Genomic DNA, 17,055 nt, shown 5'->3' with positions numbered 1-17,055 from the left:
ATTAAAGTTTATATTATGAATCATAAACCAATCGAAGGGTTTTCCAAGCTTCCAAAACAGGGGAAAATCGACTGGCTCGTAAACGAATACCTTGAAGGAAATCACGAATACCAAAATATATTAAAACAATATTGGAACGAAGATGCAGACCTTCAGAAACTTCACGACGAATTTTCTGAAAATACCATCTCCAATTTTTATATGCCCTACGGAATTGCTCCAAACTTTTTGATTGACGGAAAGCTATTGGCACTTCCCATGGCAGTTGAAGAAAGTTCAGTAGTAGCAGCTGCTTCGAAAGCTGCAAAATTCTGGATTGATAAAGGCGGTTTTAAAACAACAATCATCAATACAGAAAAGCTAGGGCATACCCATTTTATATTCAATGTAGAATCTCACAAACTTTTACATTTCTTTAATTTCAGCCTAAAGAAAAAACTGCTTGAAGCTACAGAAGATATTACATCCAACATGAGAAAACGTGGAGGAGGTATTTTAAATATAAGTCTGGTGGATAAGACTGCAGATATGCCGAATTATTACCAGTTGAAAGCAAGCTTCGATACCGTAGATTCTATGGGCGCAAACTTTATCAATTCGTGTCTTGAACAGTTTGGAAAAACATTGAGACAGGAAGTGGCAACCAGCGAAGATTTTACACAGGATGAAAAGAACTCTTTACAGATCGTAATGAATATTCTTTCCAACTTTACACCTGACTGTATCGTGAGAGCTGAGGTTTCCTGTAAAATGGAAGATTTAAAAGATGACAGCGGAATTTCTCCTGAAGAATTTGCATCCAAGTTCAAACAGGCGGTTACCATTGCCGAAATTGAACCTTACCGTGCAACTACTCACAATAAAGGAGTGATGAACGGTGTAGACGCTGTAGTGATTGCTACAGGAAATGACTTCAGAGCTACTGAAGCCTGTGCTCATGCTTATGCTGCCAGAGACGGACAATACAGATCTCTGACGCATTGTACAACTGACAATGGTGTTTTCAGATTCTGGATTGATCTCCCGATCTCTGTAGGAGTAGTAGGAGGGCTGACCAATCTTCATCCTTTGGTAAAATTCTCTCTGGCATTATTAGGAAAACCTTCTGCACAAGAATTAATGAGTATTCTCGCCGTTTCAGGATTGGCTCAGAATTTTGGAGCATTACGTTCTTTAGTCACTACGGGAATTCAGAAAGGTCACATGAAAATGCACTTATTGAATATTTTGAACCAACTGGGCGCTACAGAAGAAGAAAAACAGCACTTTGTTGCCTATTTTAAAGATAAGACCGTAAGCCATCATGAAGTGATCAATGAGTTTAACCGAATGAGAGGAAACTAATGCTACAGATCATTTTGCCCGTTATATTCCTTCTCTTTGGATTATTTTTAAAGAAAACAACAATGGAAGGTTTTAAAAGTTCCAGAAGATTTGCCAATATGTTTATTATACTGGGAGTTTCAACTTTGGTTGCCAAGTTTATTTTAATGTATCTAAAGTCGAAATAGTGAAAAAAAGTACCTTATTTTTTCTGTTGATTTCAGGTTTAAGTTTTTCACAGCAGAAAAACCTGAAAATAAATTTTTTACAGCCGAAATCTGAAAATTGTAATTTTCCTGTGGTTTCTTATGCAGATAAACCAACAGTAGAAAATAAGATCAATACTTTTTTACAGGTTGATCAGCTGGAATATATTCCCGGTTCAGGAGGAAACCCCTTTAAGCTGGTTTCCAGTGGAAAGACGTCTTACTCTAACTATGTTGATTTTTATAGCTGGGAAAAGAGGGATGCACCAAAGAATATCTTGTGTCTTGCCATAGATGGAGAGGCTTCCGGAGCCTACCCGGAATATTTCATGATCTGGAAGAATTTTGACCTCAGAACCGGAAATTTGATTAATATTCAGGATCTTTTTCAGCCAGGTGCCGTTAAAGTAGTGGAAAGTATTATTCAGAAAAGAATAAGAAAAAATATTAATGATTTTCTCACTCAGTTAAAATCAGAAAAAAATCCTTCACAAGAAGTGTTGGATCAGATTGCTATTTATGAAGGCTGCTATACAGATTATACTTTAGATGGAATCAAATATTATTTCACCGAAGATAAGCTTAAATTTATTGCCGGTAGATGTGCGAATCACGCTATGAGAGCGCTGGATGAGCTGGATGAGCATGTTATTGAACTGTCTTATAAAGAGCTTGATAATTACTGGAGTCCTTATGCGAAAAATTTACTTAACGGATCTCCAAAAGCTGATAAAACCAGTTTTAGGAATAAACTGTACAAAGGAATGATAGGCGGAAAATATCCGGTGACAGTTCTTATAAAAGACTTTTATGATGCTAAAGACGCAAAAGGAGAAAGTTCCTTTTCTGCATGGTATTGGTATGATAAAAGTAAAAAACTGATTGAGTGGAACGGAAAGATGAAAGGAAACCATATCTCAATTACTGAAAATGAATACTACAGTGAGGAGACAAATCAATGGATCATCAGAGCCTTTGTAGAAGCAGAAATGAGCGGGAATAAAATTACAGGAACCTGGCAGGATTATAAAACTAAAAATGATTTAACCATAGAATTAGAAGAATTGTAAAATGATAATCATAAGAAAATTTTTTTCACTTGTAGCCTGCACGCTTGTTACTGCTGCTTTTGCTCAAAACACCAGAGCTACTTTACGAAAAACAGTCAATAGCCTTTACTCTGATATACGAAAGAAATGTGGGAAAGACATTGAAATTCTAGATGAAAAATATAAAGCAATAGCAGGGAAATCACCAAATGGAAGTCTCTCAAAAGCTGATGAGCAGGAATATACCAAGCAATTCAACACTTTGAAAAGCTCTTATTCTGATTGTCAGAATAAAAACCAGCCTCAAAAAGTAGAAAAGCTTAAATCATTGCTGGAACAAGTTGAAAAAGAAAATAAGGAAGCTTCTTCGATAAAAAACAATAGTCCTTCATCTGCTGCACAGCCGTTTTCACCAGACATTATCCGCAATGAAGTGATTAAAGCGTTTAGTGGAAGTGAACTTTTAGAAAATCAGGATGCCCCTCTGAAACTTAGATTTAACTTTATTGTAGATAAAGATGGTATCATGAAAGAAGTTAAAGTGACAGGAACAGATAATGAGGAAATTAAATTATTTTCTGCTTTGAATTTTTACTCAATCCAGAAAGTTTTTTTACCCGAAATGAAAAATGGCGAACCGATCAGAAATATGTATAGCCTGCCGGTTACCTTGGCAATAGAATAATTCTAGTAAAAATATTTTAAGTTAAATTTAAATGAAAACAATTACTTTAGTTTTTGGAGCAGTTTACGGAATGGTATCTGTAATCCTGGGTGCATTCGGAGCGCATGCTTTAAAGAAAATACTGGCTGTGGAAAGACTGGAAAGTTTTGAAACAGGAGTAAGATACCAGATGTACGCAGCATTTTTCCTGCTGATCATCGGATATATCTTAAAATTTGAAACATCAGCTGAAAAATGGACTTCAATTTTAATGATTGCAGGAACTCTTTTATTCTCACTGAGCATTTACTTTTTGAGTATGCAGGATTACTTAGGAGTGAATCTTAAATTCTTAGGCCCTATTACTCCGCTTGGTGGTCTGATGATGATCTTAAGCTGGGGAATGCTTATTTTTTACTTTGCTAAAAATAAAATTTAAGAATAAATAGTATTAATACACCTGCATATGGATCTCATGAGTTTCTTTCAGCAGGAAGTTCGCAGGGATCTTTATCAATGAAATATTTTACGTTTGCAGTGGTATTCAGACAGAGCAAAGGCTTTAAAATATCAATAACAAATGATGATTGTAATTTTAAAATAAATTAAAATGAAAATCAATAGAAGGCGGCGGTTAATACGAACATTCAACCTTTTAGATCAACCCATTACATTTAATCCTTTTGTATTCAGCCGTACTTTTTTTATGTGGGCTATTACTGGTCTCGTAGGAGGTATTATTGCCGGCGGATATTGGATTGTGCTGGAATATTTTACAGAATTTCTTTCGGGATTTCAAGGGTGGCAGGTGATTCCTACCATGGCAATCTGTGGTCTGTTGGCAGGATTGGTCATCCATTTTATTGGTGATCCGGGAGAAATTCATCTGATTGTCAATAATATCAGATTCAATAAAGGAAAACTTGATCCGAAGAACAACCCTTCCATGATTTTGTCATCCCTTTTTTGTGTGGCTTCAGGAGGAAGTTTAGGTCCGGAAGCTCCTTTGGTACAGGTGACAGGCTCTACAGGAACATGGCTGGGGAAAATTTTCAGATTAAAAGGAGAAGAATTACGCTCTTTAAGTATTGCAGGGATGGCTTCAGGCTTTACAGCTCTGTTTGGCGCTCCTCTGGGAGGAAGTCTTTTTTCATTGGAAATCCTGCATCATAAGCATGCCGTGGAATATTACAGGGCCATTATTCCCGCATTGGTGGCAAGCTGCTTCAGTTACCTTATGTTTGCTTTAATTATCCATCTCGGAATAGGAGCAACCTGGGATCTGAAAGCTTATCATTATACAGGGGCATATGATTTTGCCTATGCCATAGCTTTTGGAATTGTAGGAACACTGTTTGGATGGATTTTTATTTTTGTAGTTAAGTTCTTCAAGAAAGCTTTTGAGTACCGAAAATTTCCGATCTACATTAAAACATTTGTGGGCGGGATCATTTTGGGAATTATCGCTTATAACTTTCCAATTACAAGATATTTTGGACATCATGAAATCAATCAGCTGATCGGTGGAAATTTTGGTCTGAAATTTCTAATCTTAGTTTTGATCTTTAAAATACTGGCAATTGCGATTACCGTAACCTCCGGATGGAGGGGTGGTTTTATCATTCCATTGTTCTTCGTGGGAACCACTTTGGGATTAATTATCCATACAATTTTTCCTGGAGTAGACACTACCTTGGCGATTGTAAGCTGTATGGCCGCCATCAATGCCTGTGTGACGAGAACTCCTATGAGTACAACGATTATTTTGGGTACACTTACCGGATTTACTTATTTTGTACCCATATTATTCGCCAGCCTGACAGGATATTTCCTTGCTCCAAAAATTCCGTTTATCGGATCACAGTCTGAAAAATTGGTTGAAGAGTAGAAAAGTGATTTATAGAATAATTTATGATCTGTTTTAAAGATCACTATATCAAAAAAGTTCAGGAATTTCCTGAACTTTTTTTAATTTTATAAAGAGAAGTTTTCTTTCAGCCATTTAAGCTTATTGAAACTTTTGAGAAATTTCGTTTTGGCGGAAATGAATTTTTCCTGTGCCTCAATCATTTTATTTTCTCTCGAATTGATAAGGAAAAGTGAGCTTTCACCGTTCGTATACTTTGTTTCTTCTGCGGTAAGAAGCTTTTGATAATTCACAAGATTATTTTGTGAAAGACTTATCTGAGTATGATAATTCAAAAGCTCGTTCTTATACGTTTCAATTTTAGTGGTAAGTTCTCTTTTTTTGAGTTCAGTATCAAGCTGGTTTTGTTCTATTTTAATTTTGGCTATTTGATAATGAGCTTTGGCTTCCCTTTGGAATAAGGAGATTTCAAGTTTTAAAACATATTGAAAATTACTTTCAAAGAGTGGGAGGTAATCTGCACGGTAACTTTCTTTGTTGAAAAAGTTATAAGTAAAGTCAATTTTAGGAAGAAAGCTCTGCCATTTCAGTTTACGTTCACTTTCTAAAATATACTGTTTCTGATTATAATAATGCACAGACCAATGACTGGCAGTTTCTTTTGTCTGAATTTCCTGTAAAAGAAATTCAAAATCCGAATAAGCAATGTGGTCCGAAAGCTGATCTGCGGGATAAATAAACTGAGAAATTTCATAGATCTCTAGATTATCTTTCCAGAGAAATAACTGTAGCTGCTGGGTATTTTTGATAAAGTCTAAAAAAGCTTCTTTCTGCTGAATTTCAAAGTTTTGCAGCTGAGAGGCCGCTTCAGTGGTATCTATAGCAGCTCTTTCTCCATATTCAAAAGTCTTTTGAGTAAGGTTCAGACGCTTTCTGCTGATTTCAACTGCTTTCGTCTGCAGCTGGTAGATTTCGAAGCTTTTTACCCATTCCCAATAGGTGTTTTCAGCGTCAAGAAGAAGTTCGTTGGTTAATACAGTCTGCTCAGCTTGTGTCATTTTTAAAGCAAACTTTGCCTGATCCAGCATCGCTCTTCGTTTATCATACAAAAGATTTTTAGCCAAAGGAACAGAAATCCCCATACTGTAAAGCCCTCCTTTGGTTTCACTGGAATTCAGCTTTTCGCCATCCAGGTAATGATATCCCGTTGTCACATCAATTCCGTACCAGATGGGAATACCCAGTTCAATATTTTTCTGTCTGTAGTACTGTAGTCCGTCAATATTTTTTTCGCCAAGCTTTCCTCCCAAAACAGGATCAAAGCTTCCTCTCGCTTTGGTAATCTCTGCGTGAGCTATTTTATTCTGCAGCTGATATTTCAATGCCAGCGGATGATAATTTTTGACTATCGAAATGAATTCCTTTGATGAAATACTTAAAGAATCCTGAGCCTGACCATATTGAAAAAAAGAGATGATCAGAATAAAAAGAAATTTACTTCGTTTTCTCATACTTGCCGGATTGATCATTTTTTACTTCATAATAATCAGGTGGAAAACCGTTTATATTTCTCCAGAGTTCATACCAGACAGGAACATCATTGAGGATAGCAATACCCTGTACTCCGGCTCCCATTTTAATTTTAGGAGGCCATCTTTTTTCTTCTTTATCTTCCGTAACCAGAGCTTTGAAAAGTCCGTTACTGCTGATATTACTTTCCACAGCAACCACCTTGCCGGCAAATGTTCCGTAGCTGGAATTAGGCCATCCTGAAAATACAATTGCAGGAAAACCATCAAAGATGCACATGATGCGCTGCCCTTCTTTAACCAGTGGAAGGTCTACCGGTTTTATAAAAATCTCTACAGCATAATCTACAATAGTGGGTACTATGGTTCCTATATTTTCACCATCTTTCAAAATTTCGCCAATCCCCGCTTTGTTGAGCTGTATTACCTGACCATCCTGTGAGGCAATGATGAAATAAAGACCCTGCCTGGCTTTGTAGTTGGCTACCTGGTTTTCAAGCTTGGCAATATCACCTTCACTTCCTTCTATTTGTCCCATACTTTGAAAACGGTCTCCTTCTATTTTACTTAGTTTCTCTATGTAATCCTGAATCACAGAATTTTGTTCAATTCCAGTATTGATAATTTCCTGCTGGGTTTGGGCGGTTTTATTTTCCGAAGCTGTTTTTTTTGCAATGGTATTTTGGTACGAGATATTTCTCTGTTGAAACTGAGTAAGAGATACTAAACCTTCCTCGTACATTTTTTTTTGACGGATATACTGATCTTCAGATAGTTTAAGCTCATTGGTAGCTGCTTCAAGTTCAGCTTTTTCACCAGCAAGTTTATTATTCAGCTGGCTGGTTTTGATTTTTAACTGATTGAGCCTTAGGTCTCTTGCCGAGTGTAGTGCCTGAATCTGGTTTTTAACGGTTCCTACTTTAGCTTCATAAAAATTTCGAACTCCTTTTTTAGCATCCACCTGCTCCTGTGTTCTCTGTACCAAAAGAGGGTCTAAATAGTCTTCTTTTACTTCTGAAAGCTGCAGCAAAGTGTCTCCTTTTTTTACATAATCTCCATTTTTTACATTCCATCTGATGATTTTCCCCGGAATAGGAGAGTGAAGCTGCTGTGGACGCTGTTCCTGATAAAGAGAAGTTACGTTTCCTTTCACTTTTATATTCTGTGTCCAGGGAAGAAATAAAGTGATAATTCCTCCAATGAAAATAAATAAGAACCATCTTTTTACCCTTGATTTCTTATGGATATGATATATTTTGTCAAATGACTGTAGTTCCATGTTACTGCTTTTTTTGATATGTTTTTAAAGTCCCGTTTTCCATATGAATATGCTGGTCAGCATATTGAAGTAGTTCGGGATCCTGTGAAACAATAATGATTGTCGCTTTTTCTTTCATCTTCTGAAGATATTGTATCATCTTATCCTGATATTCTTCATGGATTCCCGCAAAAGGGTTTTCCAGAATGATCAGCTTTTTTTCTCCAAGAAGAGCACGCAGAAGCAATATTTTTTTCTTTGAACTGAATGTTATTTCAGAATCAGTCTCACTAACTTCAGTGAAAAATCCTTTGCTGAACATGCTGGAAATATTTTCTATTCCTATATTTTCTGAGAGTTCAAGAATATCTTCCGTATGGCTTTTGGGGTTGCCCAATATGATATTTTCCTTCACCGTTCCCTGAACGATTTTCATATTTTCAAGATATAAACCTATGCTGTTTCTAAATTTTTGTTTGTCAATGTTTTTTAAAGGGATTCTGTCTAATAATATGGTTCCTGCAGTGGGTTCAAAAAATCCCGTGATCATATTGATTAAAAGTGTTTTTCCAGCTCCCAGTGTACCCGTTAAAATAGTGATACTATTTTCCTGAATTTTAAAGTTCAGATTTGAAAGGATTGGAGTACTGTCACTAAATAAAAAGCCAACGTCTTTAAATTCTATCTCTGTTCCCTTTTCTTTCCGGCACAATATAATTTCACCATTTGGTTCTTCTTTAAGCTCTGTGATTTTTGAAAGTTTAGCGAAAGAGGCAATAAGATCATAATAGCTTTCAAGACTTACAATAAGCTTTTCGACCGCTGCCATAATACTAAGAACAACAATTTCTGTTGCAATAAAAGCTCCGATATTCAATTTCTGATTGATCAGAAGATAGGTCCCGATAGCAAGCATTGCTAAAGTAATAATGACTTTAAAAGCAATAATAGTTTTGTATTGAAATACAAGAATTTTAAAATGAGAAGTTCTGTGCTTAAGATATTCTACCACTCTTTCATCTGTTCCTTTTAAATGGGAGTTGTTATCAGAATGCATTTTGAAAGTCTTCACAGATCCGGCAATATCTTCTATCCAGGCAGCAGTATCATACTTTTTGTTGCTTTCCTCAATACTGGATTTTATGCCGCTTTCCATGGTATACCGGAAGATAATAACAACAGAAATAACGACCAGGGCTCCGAATGCCAAAAACCAAAGGTGGTAAAAAGAAAGCAAAAGAATCCCAAAAACAATCTGGATCAAAGCGGTGGGAATTTCTAACAGAATTTTTGAAATCCCTTTCTGTAGATTTTGAATATCAAAAAACCGGTTTACCAGTTCTGGCAGATAGTATTTTCTGGTATAAGAAAGATCTGCCTTAGGTATTTTTTCTGCAATGGCTATGGAAAATTCTACAAATATTTTTTGCTGGATTTTTTCAATGATCTGTATAACTTTTAGTCTGAAATATCCGGCAAGCCATGTTCCTATAACTACAAAAAAAATGAGAATATAAATAGAAGTTGTCATGGTAGCTCCCATCACAAAACTTACAATAGACTGTATTCCCAAAGGGACACTCAGTAAAACAAGGCCGTTAAGGATTGCATAAAAGTAAATATTGGTAACATCCTTTTTTTCTTTTGTAATATAACGTATCAGTCTTTTGCCCTGTTCGTTTGCTGTTATTTCCATTTTTCTTATTTAGTAGAGTTTAATGTTTATCTGTTTCAGTTTTTTCAATAAACAAGGGTAATGGTTATCAGAAAATATAAGACCGGAAGTCTATTTTTCAGATAACTTACATAAGATATAGGATGTTAATTCTTTTAGACAGATAAAGTAAATTGGAATAATAGATACTTTTTTAAGCAACACTTAATAGATTCGTTTTGATCTATTTTTAGTATCAACTTTTCCGGATTTTTCTTTTTTTCTGCATTTTTGAAATATGGCTTTTCGTACATTATAGATTTAATGTGAAAAATTCATGTCCTATATCTCTGTTATTTCCGGAGGTCAAAGATAATAGATGGGATTTGTTAATACTCTTATCTACATTAGAATGGGATTAAAATGTCATTAGAAAATGACGGCCGGATTTCTTTTTTTTATGATCATTATCATATTATTCATAGATTCACCGCTTTGAATCTGAAAAGATCACCCTTAAACTTACAGAATGAATTAAAAGTTAGACAAATTTCTTTTTAACCTTGTTCATTTTTAGTAAATTTGTCAACCTTTAAATATTAAAATAAAATAATAAAAATAATATGAATCTTCACGAGTATCAATCAAAAGAGATTTTATCAAAGTACGGAGTAGCTATCCAACGTGGTTTCGTTGCCAACAACGTAGATGAAGCTGTAGCAGCTGCTGAAAAATTGACTGCTGAAACCGGAGCACAGGCTTGGGTTGTAAAAGCACAGATTCACGCAGGTGGTCGTGGTAAAGGTGGTGGTGTTAAGTTTTCTCCAAACATGGATAAGTTGAAAGAAAACGCTCAGAACATTCTGGGAATGCAGTTGGTAACTCCACAAACTTCTGCTGAAGGTAAAAAAGTACACTCTGTTTTGGTTGCAGAAGATGTTTATTATCCTGGAGAATCTGAAACTAAAGAATTTTATGTTTCTATTCTTTTAGACAGAGCTGAAGGGAAAAATACAATCGTATATTCTACTGAAGGTGGTATGGATATTGAGCATGTTGCAGAAGTAACTCCTCATTTGATCCACAACGAACTTATTGATCCTGCTTTAGGTCTTCAAGGGTTCCAGGCAAGAAAAATCGCTTTCAACCTAGGTCTTGAAGGAAATGCTTTCAAAGAATTTACAAAGTTCATTACTTCTTTATATAACGCATATGTAGGAATTGATGCTTCTCTTTTCGAAATCAACCCAGTATTAAAAACTTCTGATAATAAAATTATCGCTGTAGATGCTAAAGTAACTTTAGATGGTAACTCATTGTTCCGTCACAAAGATCTTGAAGCATTAAGAGATACAAGAGAAGAAGATCCTATCGATGTTGAAGCCGGTGAAGCTGGTCTTAACTTCGTAAAACTGGATGGTAACGTTGCTTGTATGGTAAACGGAGCTGGTCTTGCAATGGCAACTATGGATATCATCAAATTATCAGGTGGTAACCCGGCTAACTTCCTTGACGTAGGGGGGACTGCTGATGCTCAGAGAGTGCAGACTGCTTTCGGAATTATCTTAAGAGATCCAAACGTAAAAGCGATCTTGATTAACATCTTCGGAGGTATTGTAAGATGTGACAGAGTTGCTCAGGGAGTTGTAGATGCTTACAAAGCTATGGGTAGCCTTCCGGTTCCATTGATCGTAAGATTACAGGGAACTAACGCAGTAGAAGCTAAAAAACTAATTGATGAGTCTGGTCTTCCGGTACACTCTGCAATTACATTAGAAGAAGCAGCAAACAAAGTAAAAGAAGTTTTAGCTTAATCTAAAATTTTAAAATACATAGAAACCGTTTCATTTTTGAAACGGTTTTTTTTGTTGGAGGCAAAGGAACAAAGATTTCTAATTTTTAGATATCATTAGCTCGATTACGATATTCAGCCTTTTGTAAATAGTATAAAAAGAAAAGACTACCTCAAAACTGAGATAGTCTTTATCTTTATAGATGATTTCTTACTTATCCTGATAGCTTTCCGGTAAATTGGTCTCACCGTTGGTAATACTTATACTGGTAGGCGTTACCAACTGGATTTTATCCGCATCAAAGCGTTCTTTAATACTTAAATAAGCTTTACTTCTTATCTGAGCCAAATTAGCTCCTACTTTTATCCAGAACTTTACCTGGAGGTTAAATGCGCCTTGTTTCAGATCTGTAAAGATTACTTCCACAGTATCTAACTTATCTACATTATCTAGATTTTTGATCACTTCCAGGATTCCCTTCTGTGCTTTGCTGATATCCTCATCTGCAGGAATTTCAAAATTTAAAATAATCCTGCGCTGTGGTGAAGCTGTAATATTATAAAATGGTGCATTGAAAACAACCTGATTGGGAATGTAAGCCTTCTTGCCATCATCAGTAAGAATCTTTGTTGTTAAAAAACCGATTTCCTGTACCGTTCCCGAATGGGTTCCTATGGTGATATAATCTCCTACTTTAAATGCTTTATCAATTCCGATAAGCATTCCGGAGAAAATACTGGAAACAAGATCTTTCAAAGCAACCCCCGCAATCACTCCGGCAACTCCTAAACTTCCGATAAATTTCCAAAGAAAACCGCTGAAACCCATTATTTCAAGAGAAATAAAAGTCCCCATCATCATGATCAGAAATCTGAATATACTGATTAAAGTAACCAGCGAGCTTTCTTTTTCACTTTTCGGGAAAAATTTGTGAAATAATTTTACAGCAACCTGACTCATGTATTTACTGGTGATAAGAAAAAATGTAAATACTAAAATTCCGACAACTAGTTTTGGGGTTAGCCTTGCAAAGGTTACATACCAGTTGTCTAATACCTTGTACACCAGGTCGATATAAGTAATTCCGGTTTTCTCCATGAATAAAATTTTAATTAAAGATATAAATTTTATGCAAAAAATTTGCCAGTTCGAAAAAGTCTACTAAATTTGTGGACTATAAAAACAGCATATTATGTCGATCAAACTAGGAGATACAGCACCCAACTTTCAGGCAGAGTCATCTTTAGGTGACATCAATTTTTATAATTATTTGGGAGATTCATGGGGAATTCTTTTCTCACATCCTGCAGATTATACGCCGGTTTGCACTACAGAGCTGGGGTACACAGCAAAATTACAATCTGAATTTGATGCAAGGGGAACAAAAGTAATTGCTTTAAGTGTAGATGGAGTAGAGGATCATCAAAATTGGGTGAAAGACATCAATGAGACACAGAATACCAATGTTCAGTTTCCGATTATTGCTGATAAGGATAAGAAAGTTTCGGAGTTATATGATTTTATTCATCCCAATGCTTCAGTTACTGCTACGGTACGCTCTTTACTGATCATTGATCCTGCGAAAAAAGTAAGACTGATTATTACCTATCCGGCCTCTACAGGAAGGAACTTTGATGAGATCCTTAGAGTGCTGGATTCTTTACAGTTGGTAGACCGTCATAAAATTGCGACCCCGGTGAATTGGGAAGAAGGGGAAGATGTTATTATACCGCCTTCAATTTCCACGGAGGAAGCCAGAGAAATATTTCCAAAAGGGGTAACGGAAATAAAACCGTATTTACGATATACGCCCCAGCCTGATATATGATTTATTTGATTTTTTATAGTTTAGTTTTAATTTGTACGAAAAGCGCCCCAGAAATAAAATTTCCGGGGCGCTTTCATTTTTTATAAGTATTTCAGTGATTACTTAACGTCGTTAATGATCTGCTTACCTTTAGAAGTAGGTAAATAGATACTAAATCCTACATTGAAAGTCAAAGTAGAAGTTAAACCTTCACTACCGAAACCTGCAACACCATTATATTTCACTAAACCTTCAATACCGATGTTCGGAGTAATAAAATAAGAATATCCCGGACCAGCACCAAAATCTAAACCAGTAGTAGAGTTTGAGCCTTCTGTGGATGTTCCTCCAACACCTACATTACCTTCAAGGAACCATCTTCCGTGGTGCAATAGGTTATCTACACCTTTTTCACCTGGAGATACATAATAACGTCCTAAAGCTCCTACTTTATATACAAAGTTGGTAGGTGATCCTTTAGTAACTTTATTAAATCCTAGGTCAACATATCCTCCAACAGCTACATTATCTTGAATAAAGTAAGCAGCTTTCGGCTGTAATGAAATATTATAGCCTCCACCAGTATTTAAACCAAAATTACTGGCTACAATACTGCTCCCTACCATCCAATTACCTTTTTGAATCTGAGCGTTTGCAGTTGCTGTTAAACCTGCTACAGCTAATATCCCTGTTACAATAAGTCTTTTCATAATTTATTATTTTAATAATTAAATGTTTTATTATTCACGAATTATAGAAAAAACAATAAATGTGCCAGACTCTTAATTTTAGATAAAATTTCCAAATTAATGTTAATGTCATGAATAGTATATGATTCAGGTTTGTAGTATGTTAGCTGATGCTTTTATAATCATAATGAAAGGATAGTAGAACGTAGGAAAGAAGATTTACTATATTTAAGAAAATTATTATTATTGTAATATTACTTTCTTTTTCCTTTTCGAGTCCCTCTTTTGATTAAATAAATAAAAGAATCAAAGAAATTATAAGCCCTGCAATGGTAAACTTAATTCCTCTTTTGAAAGCTTTTGTTTTGGGATTAAACATCCAGAAACTTGAAATCACAAAAAAGAAAAGCGAAATCCCGAAAAATACACTTAGAGGAGAAATGGCGTCTTTAGACTGAGATTTGTGCAGAGAAACCATTTTGTCAAGTACAAAAGGCAGTTCTTTTTTGGAATATAAAGCCTTTCCGGTTGCTGCATCATAAGTTCCCTGTTTGAAGTAAAGAACAGTTCCTTCAGTTTTTTCTACTTCAAGGCCTTTCATTTTCAGTTCTTTTTTCAATTGTTTTTCAGTAAGATCCTTAGCAATGGTCTTGTCATACTTTTTCTCATTTTTCAGAAAATCAGTGTCTCTGTAAACCAGAAGAATTCCGCTTAATGAATATACTGCCATGATACCTGCAAGGAAATACCCAAGGTAACGGTGAGTGATTCTCATAAAGCTTCTGGTGTCTTTAATCTTGTCCATATCTTATTGTTTGTTTTTGTTTTTAAATTTCAAAAGTGGAAACTGCAAAAATGCAACTTCCACTTTTAATGAGAGAATAAATTATATATTTAATTCTAAAGTCTGTACGTCAGAGTAAAATAATAGTTTCTCGGAGTAATAGGATTCACAGAATAATTCTCATGAACATTATAATTAACCACATCAAACAGGTTACCCACTTTACCCTGGATAGAGAATTTCTTCCAGTCATATCCTACAGAAAGATTTACAGTTGTATAATCTTTTAAAGCAAATGATCTGCTGATACCTTTTCTTGCATCCAAACTTGTTGAGCCGTTTTTTGTGTCATTCCATCCTGCTAATCTGTCACCAATAAAGTAAGCACCTGCACCTACTTTTAGGCCTTTTGCAAAGCTTGTAAATTTATAAAATACAGAAGCATTGGCTGTAGTAGCTGGTGTTCTTACAATTCTTTGCTTTTCAACATATCCAAAGTTATCAGGGGTATCAAGATATACAGAATTATTGTAAGAGAACCCTCCAATGATGGAAAGGTTTTCTGTTGGATTTCCTGTAATATCCAATTCTACTCCGCGACTTCTCATTTTTCCTGCAAATTCTTTAATCAAAGGATCATTATTGGCCGTTTTACCATCGGCAAGAAAAGCTGCGGTCTGGTAATAATTGTTATAATTAATCTGGTAAACAGTTAAATTTACTGCCAGGGCATTATTCCAGAAGTTTTTCTTTACACCTGCTTCATACTGGTCAACAGTAGTAGGTTTAATAATTGTGCTGTAAATATCTTTTCCTGTATTAGCTACGAACGAATTGGTGTAGGTTGCAAACACAGATAAGTTAGTGTCAGGCATATAAACGATCCCAACTTTAGGAGATATTGCCTGATCTGATGTGGAGCTGTCATTAACAAGTCCTTTATCATTAGTTCTGAATTTTGTATTAATGGTTGGCATATTTTCAATATATGACCAACGAAGTCCTGCCAATACTTTAAATTCTTTAGTAAGACTTATAAAGTCCTGAGCATATACTCCTATTCTTCTTGTATTGATACGGTTTTTTTCCGCAGTTTTAGCACTTGGCATACTTCCGCTCGCCCATGTTGATGCATCATCAAGGTAGACAAGTCCATTTGAATTTCCATTTGTACCATACAAATAGTTTGTGCCAAAAAGAGAAACTTTTTTAGGATCTGTTATATTAGGATCATAGTAAGTATAAGAATCAGCAGTACTGTAATCTGCATCTGCGCCAATTAAAACTTTATGATCTATTCTTCCGGTTCTGAATTCTCCATTGATATTAACCTGAGCAGAAGTATAGTTTTGCTCGTTATAAGTTTTGTTTAGTGGTCTTTTCCAGAAAAGACGGTCATTACTGTCATATCCCCACTGTACTCTTTCTGTGGAAAAATAATCTTTAGTATAATTCTGATAAGATGCTACAGCATTCAATGACCATTTTTCATTAAACTGATGATTGAAAGTAGCATTTGTAGAAACCTGTTCAACATTTTGATACTGCCAGTCTGCTCCTAAAAAGGCATTTCTTGGTAAAAGGCTATTCAGTTCATAGGTAAGACCATCTTTTTTTGTTATCGTCCCTAAACCAAAGTCCGGAGTTAAATCGTTTTTAAGATAATCAGCTTCGATGATCAATTGAGATTTTGGGCTGATATTGAATAAAAATGAAGGGTTAAAATAATGTTTCTCAGACTTTACAACATCTCTGAAGCTCTCCGCATATTCATAGGCACCATTTACTCGGAATGCAATATTCTTTGATAGAGGTCCATAGATATCTACAGTTGGTTTGTAAGAATTCCAGCTTCCGCCGTTTAATCCTACGCTTCCACCAAAATTAAATTTAGGTTTCTTGGTAATCATATTAATAATACCCCCTGCAGCAGCATTACCAAAAAGCATAGCATTGGCTCCTTTTAATACTTCAACTCTTTCCAAACCGCTCACTTCCGGGAAAACACCACTGTTTACTCTTGCTCCATTCTTGAAAATATTATCATTTCCTAAACTGAAGCCACGTCCACCAAAGCTGTCCTGAGAATTCCCTCTTGAAGAGGTTACATACATCCCATTCACATTCTGTAGAACATCACTCAGCTGTTTTGCCTGCTGCTGCTCGATAATTTCGTGCGTTATAATGGCTATAGGCTGCGGGTTCTCCATTACGGTCAGATTAGACTTTGTGGATAATGGTCTTGCCTGGTTAGGATTTCCGGTTTTGTGAAGGTTAATATCCTCAATGGTCTGGGTTCTGATCGTATCTGCTTCAGCGTTTTTCATCTGTGAACTCACTGATACAGCTGCAAATAGAAGTCCCAAAGAAAGTAGATGTCTTTTCATTTTTTACTTTTATGTAGAACGATTTTAAATAACGCGCAAATGTAA

Annotated in this window: 14 protein-coding genes; 7 read left to right on the top strand and 7 right to left on the bottom strand. The window is 35.6% G+C overall.

Going from position 1 to position 17,055, the window contains the following annotated elements:
• The first annotated feature begins 15 nt into the window (after positions 1-15).
• From LF887_RS19990 to LF887_RS19970, 5 genes are all read left to right on the top strand, one after another.
• Positions 16-1,344: a hydroxymethylglutaryl-CoA reductase, degradative gene (locus tag LF887_RS19990; RefSeq protein WP_236856021.1), complete on the top strand. Its 1,329-nt coding sequence runs from the start codon at positions 16-18 to the stop codon at positions 1,342-1,344.
• A gap of 166 nt (positions 1,345-1,510) precedes the next feature.
• Positions 1,511-2,599 (top strand): hypothetical protein, encoded by a 1,089-nt coding sequence (locus LF887_RS19985; RefSeq protein ID WP_236856020.1) that lies wholly within the window; start codon positions 1,511-1,513, stop codon positions 2,597-2,599.
• Position 2,600: 1 nt separating this feature from the next.
• A complete protein-coding gene (locus tag LF887_RS19980) occupies positions 2,601-3,263 on the top strand; it encodes an energy transducer TonB (RefSeq protein ID WP_236856019.1) in 663 nt (220 codons plus the stop codon).
• A gap of 31 nt (positions 3,264-3,294) precedes the next feature.
• The gene (locus LF887_RS19975) at positions 3,295-3,681 is read left to right on the top strand and encodes a DUF423 domain-containing protein (RefSeq protein ID WP_236856018.1); all 387 of its coding nucleotides are present in this window, start codon (positions 3,295-3,297) and stop codon (positions 3,679-3,681) included.
• 171 nt (positions 3,682-3,852) lie between these two features.
• Positions 3,853-5,130, top strand: coding sequence for a chloride channel protein (locus tag LF887_RS19970; protein ID WP_236856017.1), 1,278 nt, complete (start codon positions 3,853-3,855; stop codon positions 5,128-5,130).
• A gap of 86 nt (positions 5,131-5,216) precedes the next feature.
• Here the strand turns inward: LF887_RS19970 and LF887_RS19965 are convergent, their stop codons facing one another.
• From LF887_RS19965 to LF887_RS19955, 3 genes are read right to left on the bottom strand one after another with little or no spacing between them, the layout of a single operon-like run.
• Complete coding sequence (locus LF887_RS19965; protein WP_236856016.1) at positions 5,217-6,620, bottom strand: TolC family protein; 1,404 nt, start codon at positions 6,618-6,620, stop codon at positions 5,217-5,219.
• Positions 6,604-7,917, bottom strand: coding sequence for an HlyD family secretion protein (locus tag LF887_RS19960; RefSeq protein ID WP_236856015.1), 1,314 nt, complete (start codon positions 7,915-7,917; stop codon positions 6,604-6,606). The genes LF887_RS19965 and LF887_RS19960 overlap by 17 nt, the downstream gene beginning before the upstream one ends.
• Position 7,918: 1 nt before the next feature.
• Positions 7,919-9,592 (bottom strand): peptidase domain-containing ABC transporter, encoded by a 1,674-nt coding sequence (locus LF887_RS19955; RefSeq protein ID WP_236856014.1) that lies wholly within the window; start codon positions 9,590-9,592, stop codon positions 7,919-7,921.
• A 581-nt stretch (positions 9,593-10,173) separates the two neighbouring features.
• Here LF887_RS19955 and sucC point away from each other — a divergent pair.
• Positions 10,174-11,364 carry an ADP-forming succinate--CoA ligase subunit beta gene (sucC, locus tag LF887_RS19950; RefSeq protein ID WP_236856013.1) on the top strand — a complete coding sequence of 397 codons (1,191 nt, stop codon included), beginning with the start codon at positions 10,174-10,176 and terminating at the stop codon, positions 11,362-11,364.
• Between the two features lie 189 nt (positions 11,365-11,553).
• Here the strand turns inward: sucC and LF887_RS19945 are convergent, their stop codons facing one another.
• Positions 11,554-12,441, bottom strand: a complete 888-nt coding sequence (locus tag LF887_RS19945; RefSeq protein ID WP_236856012.1) for a mechanosensitive ion channel family protein — start codon at positions 12,439-12,441, stop codon at positions 11,554-11,556.
• 94 nt (positions 12,442-12,535) lie between these two features.
• On the opposite strand from LF887_RS19945, the gene LF887_RS19940 reads away from it, so the two are divergent.
• Positions 12,536-13,171, top strand: coding sequence for a peroxiredoxin (locus tag LF887_RS19940; protein ID WP_236856011.1), 636 nt, complete (start codon positions 12,536-12,538; stop codon positions 13,169-13,171).
• A gap of 98 nt (positions 13,172-13,269) precedes the next feature.
• On the opposite strand, the gene LF887_RS19935 is transcribed toward LF887_RS19940, so the two are convergent.
• From LF887_RS19935 to LF887_RS19925, 3 genes are all read right to left on the bottom strand, one after another.
• A complete protein-coding gene (locus LF887_RS19935) occupies positions 13,270-13,860 on the bottom strand; it encodes a porin family protein (RefSeq protein WP_236856010.1) in 591 nt (196 codons plus the stop codon).
• A gap of 268 nt (positions 13,861-14,128) precedes the next feature.
• Complete coding sequence (locus LF887_RS19930; protein ID WP_236856009.1) at positions 14,129-14,644, bottom strand: hypothetical protein; 516 nt, start codon at positions 14,642-14,644, stop codon at positions 14,129-14,131.
• Positions 14,645-14,739: 95 nt separating this feature from the next.
• Positions 14,740-17,010, bottom strand: a complete 2,271-nt coding sequence (locus LF887_RS19925) for a TonB-dependent siderophore receptor (RefSeq protein ID WP_236856008.1) — start codon at positions 17,008-17,010, stop codon at positions 14,740-14,742.
• Between the last annotated feature and the right edge of the window lie 45 nt (positions 17,011-17,055).

Source organism: Chryseobacterium sp. MEBOG06 (assembly GCF_021869765.1).
GTDB lineage: Bacteria > Bacteroidota > Bacteroidia > Flavobacteriales > Weeksellaceae > Chryseobacterium.
The sequence above is the reverse complement of the archived record's forward strand: the minus strand, read 5'-3'. Positions and strand labels throughout refer to the sequence as shown.